Source organism: Sphingomonas sp. PEI4, assembly GCF_056679955.1.
In genome coordinates, this window is record NZ_JBWXPI010000008.1 from 16071 (window position 1) to 31852 (window position 15782).

The 15782-nt window shown below is 65.3% G+C and carries 20 protein-coding genes and 1 riboswitch; of the genes, 7 read left to right on the forward strand and 13 right to left on the reverse strand.

Going from position 1 to position 15782, the window contains the following annotated elements; genetic code table 11:
• Positions 1-17: 17 nt before the first annotated feature.
• The 7 genes from AC1MLZ_RS25175 to AC1MLZ_RS25205 all read right to left on the reverse strand — a co-directional run bounded on the left by AC1MLZ_RS25175 (position 18) and on the right by AC1MLZ_RS25205 (position 5431).
• A complete protein-coding gene (locus AC1MLZ_RS25175) occupies positions 18-356 on the reverse strand; it encodes a helix-turn-helix domain-containing protein (protein ID WP_054435625.1) in 339 nt (112 codons plus the stop codon).
• On the reverse strand, positions 353-703 hold the full coding sequence (locus AC1MLZ_RS25180; RefSeq protein ID WP_054435626.1) for a type II toxin-antitoxin system RelE/ParE family toxin: 351 nt from the start codon (positions 701-703) through the stop codon (positions 353-355). Before AC1MLZ_RS25180 ends, AC1MLZ_RS25175 begins: the two co-directional genes overlap by 4 nt.
• Before the next feature lie 130 nt (positions 704-833).
• Positions 834-1433: a recombinase family protein gene (locus tag AC1MLZ_RS25185; RefSeq protein ID WP_054435627.1), complete on the reverse strand. Its 600-nt coding sequence runs from the start codon at positions 1431-1433 to the stop codon at positions 834-836.
• Between the two features lie 157 nt (positions 1434-1590).
• The gene (locus tag AC1MLZ_RS25190; protein WP_021224435.1) at positions 1591-2073 is read right to left on the reverse strand and encodes a c-type cytochrome; all 483 of its coding nucleotides are present in this window, start codon (positions 2071-2073) and stop codon (positions 1591-1593) included.
• A 12-nt stretch (positions 2074-2085) separates the two neighbouring features.
• Positions 2086-3321, reverse strand: coding sequence for a molybdopterin-dependent oxidoreductase (locus AC1MLZ_RS25195; protein ID WP_021224436.1), 1236 nt, complete (start codon positions 3319-3321; stop codon positions 2086-2088).
• Between the two features lie 89 nt (positions 3322-3410).
• Positions 3411-4562: a TDT family transporter gene (locus tag AC1MLZ_RS25200; RefSeq protein ID WP_054435628.1), complete on the reverse strand. Its 1152-nt coding sequence runs from the start codon at positions 4560-4562 to the stop codon at positions 3411-3413.
• Positions 4559-5431, reverse strand: coding sequence for a LysR family transcriptional regulator (locus AC1MLZ_RS25205; RefSeq protein ID WP_007406272.1), 873 nt, complete (start codon positions 5429-5431; stop codon positions 4559-4561). Before AC1MLZ_RS25205 ends, AC1MLZ_RS25200 begins: the two co-directional genes overlap by 4 nt.
• Positions 5432-5577: 146 nt before the next feature.
• On the opposite strand from AC1MLZ_RS25205, the gene AC1MLZ_RS25210 reads away from it, so the two are divergent.
• Both AC1MLZ_RS25210 and AC1MLZ_RS25215 read left to right on the forward strand, forming a co-directional pair.
• Positions 5578-6645: a molybdopterin-dependent oxidoreductase gene (locus tag AC1MLZ_RS25210; protein ID WP_007406227.1), complete on the forward strand. Its 1068-nt coding sequence runs from the start codon at positions 5578-5580 to the stop codon at positions 6643-6645.
• Entirely contained in the window at positions 6642-7154 is a 513-nt protein-coding gene (locus AC1MLZ_RS25215; RefSeq protein ID WP_007406274.1) for an MgtC/SapB family protein, read from the forward strand. Before AC1MLZ_RS25210 ends, AC1MLZ_RS25215 begins: the two co-directional genes overlap by 4 nt.
• Positions 7155-7205: 51 nt before the next feature.
• On the opposite strand, the gene AC1MLZ_RS25220 is transcribed toward AC1MLZ_RS25215, so the two are convergent.
• From AC1MLZ_RS25220 to AC1MLZ_RS25235, 4 genes are read right to left on the reverse strand one after another with little or no spacing between them, the layout of a single operon-like run.
• Complete coding sequence (locus AC1MLZ_RS25220) at positions 7206-7976, reverse strand: anti-sigma factor family protein (protein ID WP_007406229.1); 771 nt, start codon at positions 7974-7976, stop codon at positions 7206-7208.
• Complete coding sequence (locus tag AC1MLZ_RS25225; protein WP_007406239.1) at positions 7973-8482, reverse strand: RNA polymerase sigma factor; 510 nt, start codon at positions 8480-8482, stop codon at positions 7973-7975. The genes AC1MLZ_RS25220 and AC1MLZ_RS25225 overlap by 4 nt, the downstream gene beginning before the upstream one ends.
• A gap of 1 nt (position 8483) precedes the next feature.
• A complete protein-coding gene (locus tag AC1MLZ_RS25230) occupies positions 8484-9923 on the reverse strand; it encodes a YncE family protein (RefSeq protein WP_054435629.1) in 1440 nt (479 codons plus the stop codon).
• Position 9924: 1 nt separating this feature from the next.
• Positions 9925-10323 (reverse strand): DUF305 domain-containing protein, encoded by a 399-nt coding sequence (locus AC1MLZ_RS25235; protein ID WP_037569481.1) that lies wholly within the window; start codon positions 10321-10323, stop codon positions 9925-9927.
• A 130-nt stretch (positions 10324-10453) separates the two neighbouring features.
• Positions 10454-10530: riboswitch (Fluoride riboswitch) on the forward strand.
• Between the two features lie 23 nt (positions 10531-10553).
• Between AC1MLZ_RS25235 and AC1MLZ_RS25240 the strand changes: the two genes are divergently transcribed.
• From AC1MLZ_RS25240 to AC1MLZ_RS25250, 3 genes are all read left to right on the forward strand, one after another.
• Positions 10554-11912 carry a voltage-gated chloride channel family protein gene (locus tag AC1MLZ_RS25240; protein WP_007406263.1) on the forward strand — a complete coding sequence of 453 codons (1359 nt, stop codon included), beginning with the start codon at positions 10554-10556 and terminating at the stop codon, positions 11910-11912.
• Between the two features lie 25 nt (positions 11913-11937).
• Positions 11938-12321: a DUF190 domain-containing protein gene (locus AC1MLZ_RS25245; protein ID WP_007406288.1), complete on the forward strand. Its 384-nt coding sequence runs from the start codon at positions 11938-11940 to the stop codon at positions 12319-12321.
• A 142-nt stretch (positions 12322-12463) separates the two neighbouring features.
• On the forward strand, positions 12464-13030 hold the full coding sequence (locus tag AC1MLZ_RS25250) for a recombinase family protein (protein ID WP_004212894.1): 567 nt from the start codon (positions 12464-12466) through the stop codon (positions 13028-13030).
• A gap of 6 nt (positions 13031-13036) precedes the next feature.
• Here AC1MLZ_RS25250 and AC1MLZ_RS25255 read toward each other — a convergent pair whose 3' ends face one another.
• On the reverse strand, positions 13037-14461 hold the full coding sequence (locus AC1MLZ_RS25255; protein WP_054435631.1) for a transposase: 1425 nt from the start codon (positions 14459-14461) through the stop codon (positions 13037-13039).
• Positions 14462-14555: 94 nt separating this feature from the next.
• A complete protein-coding gene (locus AC1MLZ_RS25260; RefSeq protein ID WP_021224446.1) occupies positions 14556-14972 on the reverse strand; it encodes a MerR family transcriptional regulator in 417 nt (138 codons plus the stop codon).
• 63 nt (positions 14973-15035) lie between these two features.
• On the opposite strand from AC1MLZ_RS25260, the gene AC1MLZ_RS25265 reads away from it, so the two are divergent.
• Both AC1MLZ_RS25265 and AC1MLZ_RS25270 read left to right on the forward strand, forming a co-directional pair.
• Positions 15036-15452 (forward strand): mercuric transporter MerT family protein, encoded by a 417-nt coding sequence (locus tag AC1MLZ_RS25265; RefSeq protein ID WP_004213257.1) that lies wholly within the window; start codon positions 15036-15038, stop codon positions 15450-15452.
• Positions 15452-15673, forward strand: a complete 222-nt coding sequence (locus tag AC1MLZ_RS25270; protein ID WP_004213258.1) for a GDCCVxC domain-containing (seleno)protein — start codon at positions 15452-15454, stop codon at positions 15671-15673. Before AC1MLZ_RS25265 ends, AC1MLZ_RS25270 begins: the two co-directional genes overlap by 1 nt.
• Positions 15674-15782 lie beyond the last annotated feature (109 nt).

Consider the following 15782-nt stretch of genomic DNA (forward strand, 5'->3'; position numbering starts at 1 on the left):
CTCTCGGTGCGTGCCGATCAGGCCGGATGAAGGTGAAACCCCGCCTGACCGTCCACCTTACGCGGCAATACCGATACCGACACCTGCACGTCGCGATTGAGCCGGTCGAGAATCGTCATCAACCGGTCGATGGTAAAGCCCTTGAGCTTGGCCTGGCGGATGCGCGAAAAATCGGCGGCAGCGACGCCGGTGATCTTCTCGGCCGCCCGCACCGTCAGATTGTCGGTCGCCAGCGTCTTGCTGATCTCGCCCGCCAGAATGGCGCGAAGCTGGCGCTGTTCGGGTTCCTTCATGCCAAGGTCGGCATAGACGTTGCCAGTGCCTCGGATCAGCTCGAAGTCGTCATCGTCGGTCATTGCAGCGCCTCCTTCAGACGCTTGATGCGCTCGCGCACCAAGTCGATTTCCTGCTTCGGGGTGGCGATCCCGCTCTTGGACTTCTTCTGGAAGGCGTGAACCACCCAAATGTCGTCGTCGAGCTGGAGGGCGTAGATCACCCGGAAGGCTTCTCCCCGTTCCTTGATCGCCAGTTCCCATATGCCCGAACCCAACCCGGTCATGGGCTTGGCGATTTCCGGCGTGTCGCCCTCGGCGATCACCGTGAGAGCGTCGGTCGCCTGGTCCTGCGCGTCCTCGGGAAAGCGGCCGAACTCTTTGAGCGCGCCCTTGATCCACGAAATGTTGCGCAGGGCTTTTCGATGCATTGGCTCAAATGTAGTTGTATCTCACAACGCGGTCAAGAGATAAGCGTTGCTCGGCCCAAGGGTCGGGTGGGTAGGATAAAGACGCGGACGTCGAAACGACGACCTCCATCAAGCCGGGCAGGGCAGGGGGCTACACTCCCGCCAATCGCGCCCGATGTTCGCGCAATACGCGCTGCACGGTCGATCGCGACACGCGGAACAGGTTGGCGAGCTGGGCGGGGGAGCCTTGGCCGGATTCGGCCTTGGCGATGATATCGGCACGCTGGGGGCCGGTGAGGCTCGGCCGACGTCCAAGGTGCCGCCCCGCCTGGCGCGCATGATGCAGCCCGTTCATGGTCCGCTCGCGGATCATGGCGCGCTCGAACTCGGCGAACGCGCCCAGGGTCTGCGTCATCAAGCGCCCTGCCGCCGTGGTGGTATCGACGGCCTCGGTCAGCGATCGGAACCCCGCGCCTGCCTCGGTGATCTTCTCCAGCGTGAACAGGAGGTCGCGAAGCGAGCGCGATAGCCGGTCCAGCTTCCACACCACGAATACGTCGCCGGGCTGCAACGCGCCGATCGCGCGCGCCAGCTCGGGCCGATCGGACCGGCCGCCCGATGCCTCCTCGCGGTAGATCGGATCGCATCCCGAATCGGTCAGCGCGCGAAGCTGCGGGTCGAGGTCTTGCGAGTCGCCGCGCGACACGCGGGCGTAGCCGATCAGCCTGCGACCATTTGGCACGGTTTCCATGCTGTCATTGTGGCACGGGTTTATGACACCTGCAAACCCTTGGAAAAGCTGGGGTGGCGAGTTGGTGTCAGAACCGACCGTGGCTGTTGAAAAAGTCCTACTGAAGGCTGCCGATCGTCTGTCGAAATCGCCTTTTTAGATTATGCGAGAGGTTTGCTTATCCGGTTCCACCTGAGACATCAGGAGCCACCTTGGGGTCGGGATCCTGTGCCTTGCCGGTTGCGGGTGCCGCTTTCTGGCTCGGCATAGCGGTGAGATAAGCAACGATCGCGTCAACGTCCTTCTCGGCCACCGGCGCCTTGTACACCTCACGCATCTTGGTGACGGTCGCCTTCCACTGGTCCGCCGATAGCGCAGGCTGAGTTAGCGCCATGCTGGCCGAGTGGCACGAAGTGCAGTTGGCGTTGATGACGTCGGCGTGCGGACCATCGGGGTAGGTAGCGTCATCGACCGGCAGGTCGACGCTGGTCGAGGCGAGCGAAAAGCCGCGGGCTGAGACGCTGGTGGGCGGTGCCGGCTCGGATGTCTCGGAGATCGGGGCAGGCGCCTTGCGGCTGCTCGGCGCCCCGATCGAGACGAGGATAATGCCGGTCAGGCCGATCAGGCCAGCGGCCATGATGCCGGGAGACGGGGTCTTCATGCTACTCGCTCCTCAGGCCGCGATGATGGTGGTGGTCTCGATATTGCCGCGCATGAACCCGCCCGGGTTCCAGATCGGCTTCATCGGCTGGGCGACACCGTTGGTGTTCCAGCAGCGCACCATGATCGGGTTGGCACCGCGTCGCAGCGGCACGCGACCATCCCACCGACGGAAGCTGTACCTGCCCTCGTCCGCTCCGAGCGTCGTCCTGTACCAGGTGCGGCCTCCGTCCGACGATACATCGACCTTGGCGACGCCGCAGTCGCCGCCCATCGCGATGCCGCCGACCGGGATCGATGCCTCATAGGCTATCGTCTGGCCATCGGGCAGGCTGGTCATCCAGCTGCGCGGGATCATGCGGTTGATGGGGACAGTCGGGAAGTCTCTGGCGCCGGGCGCGACATTCGCGCCCGGCGTCGCGGGGATCTTGTAGGCCTTGGCCATCCAATACTGGTCGTCGGGGCCGGGCAGTACCTCGATCGAGTTCAGCATCTTGACCCAATAGGTCGAGTACCAGCCCGGCACGATCAGCCGGCAGGGAAAGCCATTGAGGAGCGGCAGCTGCTCGCCGTTCATGCCGAAGGCGATCATCACTTCGCCGTCGCGGGCATGGTCGATGTCGAGCGCCTTCTCAAAGTCAGGGGCGCCCGCCACGACCGGTTGATCGAGCGCACCGAAGCGCACCTGCACCGCGCCTGTCTTGACCCCGGCGAGGTCGAGCACGTCGCGCAGGCGCACACCGAGCCATTTGGCATTGCCCATCGCGCCGTTGCCCCATTGCGCGCCGGCAACACGTGGCTGGAACAGCCCACGGCTGTTTCCCGAGCATTGGTTGACCGCCGCCATCTCGACCCGCGGCAGGCGCAGCAGCTGGGCGAGGCTGATCGACAGCGGTCGGTTGACGTGGCCGAAGACGTTGAGGCGGAAAGTCTCGACATCGATCGAGGTCGGGATGTCGGCCCAGTGCCAGCGGACGAAGAACTGGTCGTTGGGCGTGAACACCGACTTGTCGAACACGTCCATCGGCGTTTCCAGCAAGGGCGGATGGACACGCTGGAGGATCATGCTGCCCTTGCCGGGAAAGGCGCTGGTCATCGGCCGTTCGGCATTGCCGCCAGGCAGCTTCAGGTCGACGAGCTGCTGCGCCAGTGCCGGCGCGGCGGCAAGGCCGGCGGTACCGAGCGCGGCATGCCTGAGAAAGCGGCGACGGCTGGTCTCACTCGCCAGTTCGGCGTCGAAATTGTCCATGACAAGGCTCTCCTGTGGCCAGCCACGCTGGCGGATCGAAGGGGCGTTTCGCAAGTGATCGGACCGACTGATCCGATCATCATGGCGGATCAGTTCGGGGTGGCGATGCAGGGTGAGACGAACAGGTTGCCGCGCCATGCGCCGGCCAGCGTCTTGGCGCCGACGAGCAGCCACATCGCCGCAAGCGCGACTGTCAGCACCGTGCCGACGAAACCGAAGAAACCGAGGTTCAGCGTCGTGCCTAGGCGGAAGGTGGCGACGGTGTAGACGCCGAGCGGAAAGGTATAGCCCCACCAGCCCAGGTTGAACGGGACGCCGGCGCGCCAGTAGCGGATGGTGATGAGCGTCGCGAGCGCCAGCCACCACAGGCCGAAGCCCCACAGGCAGAGTCCGGCCACAACGCCGATCCCTTCCGCGACGGTACCGACACCGGCCAGCCCGTGCGCCGCGAGGATCGCCGGCGCGTCCGCCCCGAGCACCAGCATGCCCAGAGCACCCGTGCCGATCGGTCCCAGCGCCAGCCAGGAGGACGCCGCCATGCTCTCATGCGGCAGCCTGTGGAGCGCCATGCGCAGGATGAGGATGGCGAGGATGCCGAACGCGACCGGCACCGAATAGGCCCACAGCACATAGGAGGTCGCAAGCGTGACTAGCTGCGCATGAGGATCGGTTAGATGCGGCGCGAGCAGCCCGCCGCTGGCGCCCGCCACTTCGGCAGCGACGACCGGCAGCAGCCATACGGCGGTCATGCCGTCCAGGCTGTGCTCGTGGCGGGTAAACATCAGGTAGGGGATCAGCACGCCGCAGGCGAGCGACATGGCGACGTCGATCCACCACAGGATATGCGCGACCGGCACGATGCCATTTCCGAACCGCGCGATGCCGAAGGCGAGACAGCCGTTGATGATCGTCGCCAGCCCCATCGGAATGGTCCCGATGAACATCGACACGGTGTTGTGCCCGAAGATGCGCCGCGCCTCGTGCCCGAACATCACCCAGCGCGCGCCATAGAGGCCGGCGAACAGCGCGAAGAGCGCGATATTGAAGAACCACAACACCTCGCCGACAGGTTTAAGCGAAGGCCCGATGCCGGGCACCTGCGGCAGCGCGAGGGCAAGGATGCCCGTGCCCATCGTCGCGGCGAACCAGTTGGGCGTGAACTGGCGGATCATCTCGCGGGGGTGATCGAGCCGGCTGAGCGGCTTGAGGCCGCTGAGAACGGAGTGCGTGTCGGCAGTCATGCGACCTGCTCCTTGATGAGATCCGTCAGCGCGTCGGCCGCGCGGGTGCGATAGCGTTCCTTGTGGCGCAGCGCGTGAAAGGCGCGGTCGGGCAGCCCGAGCGGCAGCTCGACGAGATCGCCAGCCTTGAGCGCGCGCGCGACGACCAATCGCGACAAGACGGCAACGCCGGCACCGGCCTCAACGGCGGTGCGCACCGCCTCGTTGGACGGCAGCGTCATCGCTATCGTCAGCTGGGCCGGATCAAACCCGCGCGTTCGCAGCACGTCCTCGAAAGTCGAGCGCGTACCCGATCCCTGCTCACGGACGATCCAGCGTGTAGTGCGCAGCCAGGCCTCGTCGATGCGTTCGGCTTCCTCGCGGCCGACCAGCACCATTGGGTCATGCCCGACATTCCAGTGGGCAAGCGCCGGTTCGTCCACCTCGCCCTCGACAAAGCCGAGTTCCGCCGCGCCGCTCAACACCTGCGCTGCCGCGCCTTCGGTGTTGTCGATCGCCAGCTCGACCGCGATCTGTGGGTGGCGTTCGTGGAAGGCGGCGAGCTTTGCCGGCAACCAATAGCTCGCGATCGTCTGGCTGGCGACGATCCGCAACGAACCACGCGCGAGCCCGGCATAGTCCGCGAGCATCGTCTCGGCATGCGCTGCCCGCCCCAGCACCGCGCGCGCTTCCTCCAGAAAGCCGCGGCCTGCCTCGGTAAGCTGGATGCCACGCCCGACGCGGTGGAACAGCGGAACGCCGTAGCGCGCTTCGAGGGCCGCAACCGCCCCGGAGGCAGCAGACTGCGTGACGTTCAGCGCCTCCGCTGCCTTGGTGACGTGTTCGCGCTCCGCGACACCGACGAATATTCTGAGCTGCTCCAAAGTCATGCAGCATATATCGCGTACTTAGATCGATACGACCAACCGTTTGATATGGTCATTCCAATCTGGATATCGGAATGGTCGGCAGCCTTTCGTCTGCGATGGTCTCGAAGACTTGAAGCGTTACGCGTGCCCGCGACGTTTGATCGTCCATGACCGATATGATCGAGCGCAGTTCTGATCCCTACAATGCCGAGCCGACGCCCGGTGCGTTGATCGAGCGGTTTCTGACGCCGCAGGCGCTGTTCTACGTGCGCAGCCACGGGCCGGTGCCGGATCTGCCCGCCAATCATCGGATCGAGGTGAGCGGGAGGGGCATGGCGAGCCGCTTCTTCTCGGTGCAGGAACTGAAGAGCACGTTTGCCACGCGCACGGTAACGGCGGTTCTCCAGTGCGCCGGCAACCGGCGTACCGATCTCCAGCAGGTCGCCAACACCTCCGGCGATCCGTGGGACGTAGGCGCGATCGGCAATGCGGAGTGGACCGGCGTACGCTTGGCCGATGTGCTCGATGCGGTCGGCGCGCCGGATGCGTCCGAGCTGTTCGTGGCGTTCACCGGCGCGGACGAGGTGGACGTGGAGGGTGAAGAAGCCTTGTTCGGGGTATCGATCGCCATGAGCAAGGCGCGGGAGCCCGACGTACTCCTCGCCTGGGCGATGAATGGCGAGCCGCTGACGCCCGAACATGGCGCCCCGCTCCGCATGGTGGTGCCTGGCTATGCCGGGGTCCGCAGCGCCAAATGGCTGACACGGATCGAGGTGCGTGAAACGCCCTCCGAGGCACCGATCCAGGCGCACGACTACAAGCTCTTCCCCGCCGCTGTGACGAGCGACACCGTCGACTGGAGCCAGGGTCTGACGATCAATGCCATGCCGCTCAACGCCGCGATCTGCTCGCCCGGTGCGGGCGAGAGTTTGGCCGCCGGAGAGGTGCGGATTGAGGGATATGCCATTGCCTATGACCGCCGTATTTCTCGGATCGAAGTGTCGGTGAACGGCGGTCGCGACTGGCAACAGGCGACCTTCGCCGATGATCCGGAGACGCGCTGGGGCTGGCGGCGCTGGATCCTTGACGCCACACTTGCCAAGGGACGCCAGCACCTTGTCGCCCGTGCCTTCGACGAGACCGGGCAGGGACAGCCCGAGCGGCCGGATACGATGTGGAATTTCGCCGGCTATCTGTGCACCGCCTGGCATCACGTTCACGTGCTGGTCGAATGATCGAAGCATCAGCGGCACCGGACGTCGCTTTCTGGATCGATGCGATTGGCCGGCTGGTGGTGGCGACCGCGGCCGGGATGGTGCTCGGCTGGGAACGCTCGCGTGAGAACCGGCAGATCATGGGCCTGCGGACGCTGGGTCTGGTCGGTCTGGCGAGTTGCATCGCCGTTCAGGCGATCGTGCATAGTGGCTTGCCGAACGTGAACGCCGATGCCGCAGGACGGGCGATGCAGGGCATTCTGTCCGGCGTCGGCTTCATCGGTGCCGGTGCGGTGCTGCGGGTCGGCCAGGGTCAGGAAGTGCATGGATTGGCGACCGCCGCGTGCATCTGGGTGACAGCCACGATCGGCGCGGCAGCAGGGTTGGCGGTGTGGCCGCTCATCATCGGCGGGGTGAGCCTTGCAATGCTCGTCCTGTTCGTCGGCGCGCCGCTGGAACGCCGCATCCGCGAGCGAGCCCGTCTGACGCCGGCCGAGACCGACAGGAAGGATGTCGAGCGCAAGCCGTGATCGCGCTGGACCGCCCGGTGCCCGTCGGCGCCGGGAGGCGGCAAGGCGCTATCAGGACACAAGCGCGGCATCTGCCTGACGCCGGACTTCATCGGCGATCGGATGCAGTTCGGCCGCGGGTCGCTCGCCCACCACACTATAGCCGATCCCGTCGACCGCCCATGTGACCCGGCCCATGGTCCCGCTGGACGTGCTGGTCATGCTCGCGGTCTTGTCGATCTGCATGGGCCTCGTCAGCACCGCAAGTTTCGACGCTTGCGGTCCGTCGTAGAGGAGCAGTGCCGCAGGGCCGTGGGGCGTCGCGACCAGTCGCCCCCCGCCATAGCGATAGCCGGCCGTGCTGAGGTCCGGGATCGTGACGCGCTCACCCAATCGAGCGGAGGTCCATCGGATCAGCATGGCGCGCTGGTCGGGGCCGATCTCCGCCGGTCGTATCCGGTCGGCGGCATAGACACGGAAATTATCACTCGCCTCGTTGGCCAGCGCCGCGATGCCCGCGCGGGGTTCGCCGCTCCACCGCGCGCTCGACCAGCCACCGCCAAACCCCAACGCCAGCAGAAGTGACGCGGCGATGGCGAGCTGCCAACGCGGTTGCCGTTGCCGTCCCCTGATCGCTGCCACGCGCATCGTCGCCGGGATCGGTTCATCCGCGACGGGGGCGAACAGGGATGCAAGGGCTCGCGCCTGCTCCGCCTGCTCTCGCACACGGGCATGCACGTCCGGCTGGCCTTCAAGATAGGCGTCGACCAGGCGCTGCCGCTCGGGCGACAGCCTGCCATCGATCCATGCGGCCAGATCGTCCTCGCCGATCGGGCTGGTCATTGCACGCTCCTCAATCGCGGCCGTTCACCCTCCCGGAGGAGGGTCGCCAGACGGTCGCGCCCCCGCGATATGCGCGACATTACCGTGCCCAGCGGCACGCCGACTACGGCAGCGACCTCCGCATAGGGCAGGCCCTCGACCGAGACCAGGAGCAGCACCGTTCGCTGTTCTTCAGGCAACGCATCAAGCGCGCGCAGCAGGTCGCGGTGGTGCAGGCCTGTGTCCTGATCGGCCGGGCGGCCGAGCGCGGCGTCGTCCACGAGGTGGAGCGGAACCGCCGTACCTCGCCGGCTATGCTGCCGCTGATGATCGACCAACAAATTGTGCAGGATCGCATAGACCCACGGGCGGACCTCCGCACCCCGTCGCTGTCGCCAGCGCCCGACCGCGCGCTCCAGGCAATCCTGCACCACGTCATCCGCCATCACCCGGTCGCGCAACCACGACCGGGCATAGCGGCGCAGCCCGGGGATCAGCGGTTCGATCGCGGCGGCAAGCGGGTCCATCTCAGTCGCGCTGCACCTGCACGATGCGCCCCGGCGCGCCGTTCACCACCTCCGCAACCGCCAGAAAGCGCCGGGGTGTCGCGGTGCTGCCCTGAACGATCTGGCGGATCGGACCCGATGCGTTGACGATCGCCGCACCTGCCGGGTTGCTCATGAAGTTCGCAAGCGGCTCTACAGCGCCGCTGCCGTCCGCATTGGCGGTCAGTACGAGCATGTAAGGCTTCTTGGGCTGCAAACCGGTAACGGCACTCTGCACGACCTGAATGATGCCCTGGTCGAAGAGGGTGATGCTGCTTGCCGTACCTTTGCCGCCAATCGGCCCCATGGTCAGATGCAGCGCCTTGCCCGCTGTGCCGAGCGGCTGGAGATTGTCGGTGCCGGGGCCTGTCGGAACTGCGTTCGACACATAGGCGATCGCCTGCGGTGCCTGTCCGACCGGCACGGTAGCGACGACCGTGTTGCCGGCAGTGTCGATCGCGGCCAGCTCATCGGAATTCTCTAGCCCGACATAAACGCGCCGGCCGTCGCCCGATGGCCAAACACCGTGCGGCATCTTGCCGACCGGAATTGTTGCCACCGGCGTGAAGTCGGACGTGCGGAACACCTTGACCACATTCTCTCCGCCGACCGTCACATACGCGAACTGCCCCTTGGCCGTGCGGGCGAAATTGACATGGTTCGTGATAGGCCCGGTATCCAGCACCTTCAGGATCGCGAAGGGTGGCCGAGCATCGAATGCGACCGTCTTGCCGATGTCCTTCAGCGTAAACCACACTTGCTTGCCGTCCGGCGTCGCGGCGATGTTGGGGCAGAAGGGGCTTGGCTGCGCCACCTGTCCGACCTGCGCGTGGGTCGCGACATTGAACACAGCCAATACCGGATTGAACGAAGAGCAGACATAGCCGTACCGGCCATCGGGAGAGAAGATCGTCATGCCCGGACCACCGGGCGTCTTGATGCGCCCCGTCTCCTTGTACGTCGTGGGGTCGAGCACGGCGATATAATCCTCGCCGCGGACCGTGACCCACACCTCCTTGCCGTCCGGCGTGAAGAACGCCTCGTGCGGACTGCGCCCGACATAGGTCGTGTGCTTGACGGTGTTGGTGGCGGTGTCGATCCACGACACGGCGTTCGATCCGATCGACACGACCGCCAAGGTCTTCCCGTCCGGCGAGAAGCCCAGGCCGTGAACCAGCACCTGTCCCTTGTAGAGCGGGGAGAAGTTCATCGGCTGGGGATCGCCGAGTTTGATGACGCCGAGCAGCCGGTTGTCGGCCGGGTCGGTCACCGACACCGTGTTGGAGAATTGTTCAGACGCATAGACGCGGTCGCGGTGGCTGACGGGCATGTCCTTAGCGTTCCACGGCGCCTGCTGGGCCATGGCGAGGCCCGGTGCGGCGCTCATCAGCAAGGCGGCCGAGCGCAGGATGGTCCGGATCATGTCAGTGCTCCATAGGGCTATGGTGGTCGCCGCCCTGCGTCGGGGCTGGCGTCGAAGGCGGTAGCGGCTGGCCGATCGCCAGCTTCATGGCGGCGATCTCCTGCTGCTGATCGATGATGATTTCCTGCGCGATGCGCTTGAGCTGCTCGTTATGGCCGTAGCGCAGCTCCGCCACCGCCATATCGATGGCACCCTGATGATGCGGAAGCATCATCGCCACGAAGTCGCGGTCGACGTCACCGGACGGCTTGACCATCATGCCCGCCATCATCCGGTCCATCGCGACAGACATCATGGTAGCGTAGCCATCGGCGGGGGCGGCCGCGACTGCGCCGGTAAGTAGGGCCGAAGCCGTCAGACCCAGCATCCAATCTCGTCTACGCATAAGCCTCCAGCGCATCGGTCTCGAAAGCGTAGACGATGCTCGTCGGGGTTTATTCCGTGGCCAAAGCCATTTTATCGGTCCTCACCAAAACGATAGTCTCATGCTTCTGCGGTTGGTTGACCGGGTCGCGGTCGGACAGCATATGCGCAGGCACGGCGATGGATTTCCGCCGGGCCATTCGGTCGAACCGCCCTCGCAAGGGCCGATGATTCCTACCAGGCGCCGCAAGGCAGCAAGGAGGAATCGTGCGCGCGACATTTCGCAATCTCTATGACCAGTTCAACATGGCAGCGTTCATTCGCGATCGCCGCACCCATGCCACGTCGGTACTGCGGTGGGCTTTGATCCTGGTCCCGATGGCCGCAGCGGTGGGAACGCTCTGCGCGGCCTTCCTGCGGAGCCTCGACGCCGTAACCCGGCTTCGCTTCGCCTTTCCCTGGCTGCTCTACCTGCTGCCGATCGGCGGGTTCGTGGTCGGACTGCTCTACCATCTGACAGGGCGCTCGGTCGAAGGCGGCAACAACCTCATCGTCGAGCAAATCCACGAACCGGGGGGCGGCGTGCCGCTGCGCATGGCTCCGCTCATCTTCTTCGGCACGGTCGTGACACATCTGTTCGGGGGATCGGCGGGACGTGAAGGCACCGCCGTGCAGTTGGGCGGCAGTCTTGCCAGCGGGTTTGGACGCGCGCTCAGATTGGATGCGGAAGCGACACGCACCCTCCTTATGACCGGGATCGCGGCTGGGTTCGGCGCGGTCTTCGGGACGCCGATTGCGGGCGCGGTCTTTGCACTGGAGGTGCTGGCGATCGGTCGGGTCGAGTATCGCGCGCTGGTGCCATGCCTGGTCGCGGCGCTGGTCGGTGACTGGACCTGTCTTGCCTGGGGCATTCATCACGGCGTCTACCATGTCGATGCGCTGGTGCCGGTCGACGCGCTGCTCGTCGCCAAGGCCGGTGTCGCCGGCATTGCCTTCGGTCTGACCGGGCTGACCTTTGCCGAGGCCAATCACGCGCTGGGCGGATGGTTGAAGCGCGTGATCCCCTATGGCCCACTACGACCCGTTATCGGCGGGCTGGCCGTGATTGCGCTGGTCTGGCTGCTCGGAACCCGCGACTATCTTGGCCTGGGTACGCTCGCCGCGACACCGGACAGCCTGACCATCGCCAGCTTCTTTGGTCCCGATACGCACTCGTGGAGCTGGGCGCTGAAGCTGCTCTTTACCGTCGTGACCCTGAGCGCGGGCTTCAAGGGGGGCGAGGTCACGCCGCTGTTCTTTATCGGCGCGGCGCTCGGCAATGCGCTCGCGCCGATGTTCGGAGTACCGTCGGGGCTATTCGCAGCGATCGGCTTCGTCGCGCTGTTCGCGGGCGCGGCCAACACACCGCTGGCTTGCACGTTCATGGGGATCGAGTTGTTCGGCGCGGCCTATACGGTGCCGATCGCAGTCGCGTGCTTCGTCGCCTACCTCTGCTCAGGCCACAACGGCATCTACCTGTCGCAGCGCGTCGCTGTGCCAAAGGTACCTGCCGCACACCTCACACCCGACGCGACCCTGCGCGATGCCCGCACGCACCGCGCTTCTCGCCGGCGCACGCGCGCCTGATCCTGTTTCCTGTCGAAAGCCCGTCATGCCCAATCGTTTCACCGTCCATCACCGCGAAGTCGGGATGCTGCGCATCTATCTGAAACCGTCCGACAAGATCGGCCCGCGTCGCTTCTGGGGGGCAAAGCCGCTCTATCGCGAGCTGATTCGCACCGCGAAGGCGGACGGCATCATCAACGCCGTCGCGCAAAATACCCATTACGGCTTCAGCAATCACGAACCGATCCGGGAGAACGGCTCGGAAATTGCCGATCCGCATCTGACGATCTGTGTCGAACTGGTCGGCGATCGCGATCAGCTCGACCTCTTCTGTCGCCGGCATGGAGATCTGATCGGCGACAAGGTGATCGTCTACAAACGACTGGAGCATTGGACTATCACGCGCAAAACTGAGCTAACCAGAGCCTGATCGGCGTTCCCGTAAAGGAACCTCCAACGGGACGACCGTGACCGACACAAAAATCCGCTGTATGCCCGCCGGGGCTTTCCCAAAATATGTTCCCGAAATATGAGTCCCGAAATTCGCTGTTTGAGATGGGATAACGGGACTCATGCTGGTTGGTTATGCGCGTGTCTCGACCTCCGACCAGGACCTGACGCTACAAACCGATGCTCTGACCAAGGCAGGGTGCGAAAAGTTGTTCACCGACAAGGTGAGCGGCGCGAAGCTGAACCGGCCCGGTCTGACCGAAGCCCTCAATTTCGTGCGGGCGGGTGACACGCTGGTGATATGGAAGCTCGATCGCCTTGGCCGTTCGATCGGGGGCCTGATCGAACTGGCGGCCGACCTGTCCGCTCGCAAGATTGATTTCCGGTCGCTGACGGACGGGTTCGACACGGCCACCCCATCGGGCCGGCTACTGTTCCATATCCTCGCTTCCGTCGCGGAGATGGAGCGCGAACTGATAAAGGAACGGACGATCGCCGGATTGGCAGCGGCACGGGCAAAGGGCGGCACGGGTGGAGGCCGCAAGTCTGTAATGACGCCCGACATGCTCGACACAGCCCGCAAGCTGCTCAAGGCCGGCGACAAACCAGCGAAGGTCGCGAAGCTGCTACAGGTCGGCCGTTCCACCTTCTATCGCCACTTCCCTGCGGCCGAGCGCGAACCTGGCTAACCGGCGTCAGAAGATTGTCGCGTAGTAGGATTGCTCGAACCGGCCCCGGCTGATCCGGGCCATGTGGTCGATCCGTTCCGGCACCGGGGACGGGCGGCGGGTCCGGGCCGGTCTTGCGTTGGTGCGGGCCAACAGCATGAGATTGGCAATGGCCGCACCCAACAGAAACTCTTCCTCGGCACCGCGCAGACCGCGAAGGTGCAGGCGGGTTAGCCCCCGCTTACCCTTGGCATCGGCAAACACTCGTTCGACGCCCCGACGCAGCCGCATCGACCGCTTGAATAGGGGCGTCTGCATCTCCCCGCGTACCAGCTCGCGCACGTCCTCATGTTCGCTGTGCGTGACCGACCTGTTGCTGCCTGCGGTGCATTTCCGTTTGAGGTGACAGGCGCGGCAATCGGCAGGACTGGCGCTGTATCGGAGGAAGCCGGCCCGACGATCGGCACCGCGAAAGGGCAGTATCTTCCCAGCGGGGCAGACATAGCGGTCCTGCTCCCGTTCATAGCGGAAGGCTTCGCGGGGGAATTTGCCCTTGGTCTGTTCGGATCGTTCCAGCACCGGGATATGCGGGATGGTGCCGCGATCGGTGACGAACGCCAGGAACGCGGCGCTGCCATAGGCGGTGTCGGCCGCGACACGCTTTGGCCGGTAGCCGAACCGATCGTCAGCCCGTGCCAGCATGGTCCGCCCCGCATCGACTTCCGCCGCGAAGCGGGCAGGACTGGCCTCCACGTCAATCGCCACCCCTCCTGGCGTGTCAATCAGGACATTGAAGGCATAGCCGAACCGGCCCCGCGCCGTGCGCGCAGACCAAGCAGACGGCGGATCGGTGCGTGACACCTCGGCCGGCTTACCACGCGGCACGCCGTGTTCTTGCGGTGGAGCATTGGCCTGATCCGCCAGCCATTCACAAACCGGGCGGGGAAGCCGGGGCGCGGCCATGTCGGCGTCCCGCATCTTGCGCTGCCAGCTTGCATCGGCCGCGACGAACGATGCGTCGATTGCGGCATCCTTGTGGGCGATCAGCCCCGCGTCGGCGCAGCGCCGAACAGTCTGCTCGAACAGGATGCGAAAGATGCCGGCATTGCGGAAGCGGCCATGCCGGTTCTTGCTGAACGTCGAGTGGTGCGGCACCCGCGCGTCGATCGGCAATCGGCAGAACCAGCGATAAGCGAGGTTGAAGCGGACTTCCTCGCACAGCCGGCGCTCCGACGTGATGCCATAGAGGCGAGCGATCAGTGACATGCGGATCAGTAGTTCGGGCGCGATCGAGGGACGCCCATGGCGACTGTAGTGCGGGGCGAGCGCATCGCGCAGTTCACCCAGGTCGATCAGCCCGTCTATCCTGTGCAGGATATGATCGGCGGGGATCATCGCTCCCAGCGCCCGCCAGCTTGCGCCCTTGCCGCCTCGCTGTTGCTCACCCATCATGGCCGCTGCTCCCGATGTGTCGAAGCAGGGAACCCGTTAGGAACGCGATCGGATCACCCGGCCTTTTTTCAACAGCCCCGACCGGTTTTGACACCTAAGTGGTTGTATATTGGTCAAGCAATTCGATCACGGCACAACTCGCCGCCCCGTCGCCCTCGCAACGGTCGATCGTCGTGGCAAGCAGGCTTTCGAGTTGCGCTAGGTCTGCCATTTTCGCGCGAACCCGCTCCAGGTGGTGGGCCGCGATCTCGCGGACCTCACTGCACGACGCCTGCGCGGGACCGCCAAGTGACAGGATCGCGCGCACCTCGGCCGGGGTGAAGCCGAGTTCACGCGCGCCACGGATGAATCCAAGGACGCGGACGTGGCCGGCCCCATATACTCGCCGGCCCCCGCTCGTGCGGGGTGGGGTCGCCACAATGCCGACGCGCTCGAAATAGCGGATCGTCTCGATGTTCACGCCGGTTCGGCGCGACAACTCGCCGATAGCTAGGCCTTTCTCATCCCTCATAATTCGCTTGCTCCTGTAGCCGCTACAGGAGGCATTAGGGGGTTATTCCGCCGGAGACGACTGATGAATAAAAGGATTTTGCCGCACGAAACCCTGGCCGCTTCCGCATCGCCACGCCGCGCCGACGCGGGGCTATCCGCCCTGGGTGCGCTGGCGAGCTTCGGCGCGGTCCTAGCCGCCGCATCCTGCTGCGTCTTGCCGCTCGCGCTGGCGGCGCTGGGCGTGGGGGCGGGCCTGTCGAGCACCTTCGCCGCGCTGATGCCTCTGCGCTGGGCCCTGACGGCGCTTTCCCTCGTCGGCCTGGCTGCCGGGTGGTGGGCGTATGTGCGGCGTCGGAGGACCTGCGCTGCGGATCGGTCCTGCACCGTGACCCTACCGTCCCGCGCAACTCCGATCATGCTCACGATCGGCACGACCCTGACGCTGACCGCGCTGATATGGGATCGCATTGAAGCGCCGCTTATAAAGGCGCTTTCCTGATGCAGCTCACCTCCACGCTGACCTGTCCCGAGTGCGGCGGTGTCGCGACCGAGACGATGCCCACTAACGCCTGCCAGTTCTTCTATGATTGCCGACATTGCGCGGCGGTGCTGCGGCCCCTGGCCGGCGACTGCTGCGTGTTCTGCTCGTTCGGCGATGTCCCATGCCCTCCGATTCAGGAGGCGAAGGCGAACGGGACCGTGGCGGGCTGCTGCGGGTGAGGGGGTATCGCACCTTTCAATCCGGGATGAGCGCGTAACCCCGGATTTGTAGATTCGCCAAGGTTGTAAGCGCCGAATCATCGATCTCAACGCCCGAAGCCACTTGGTT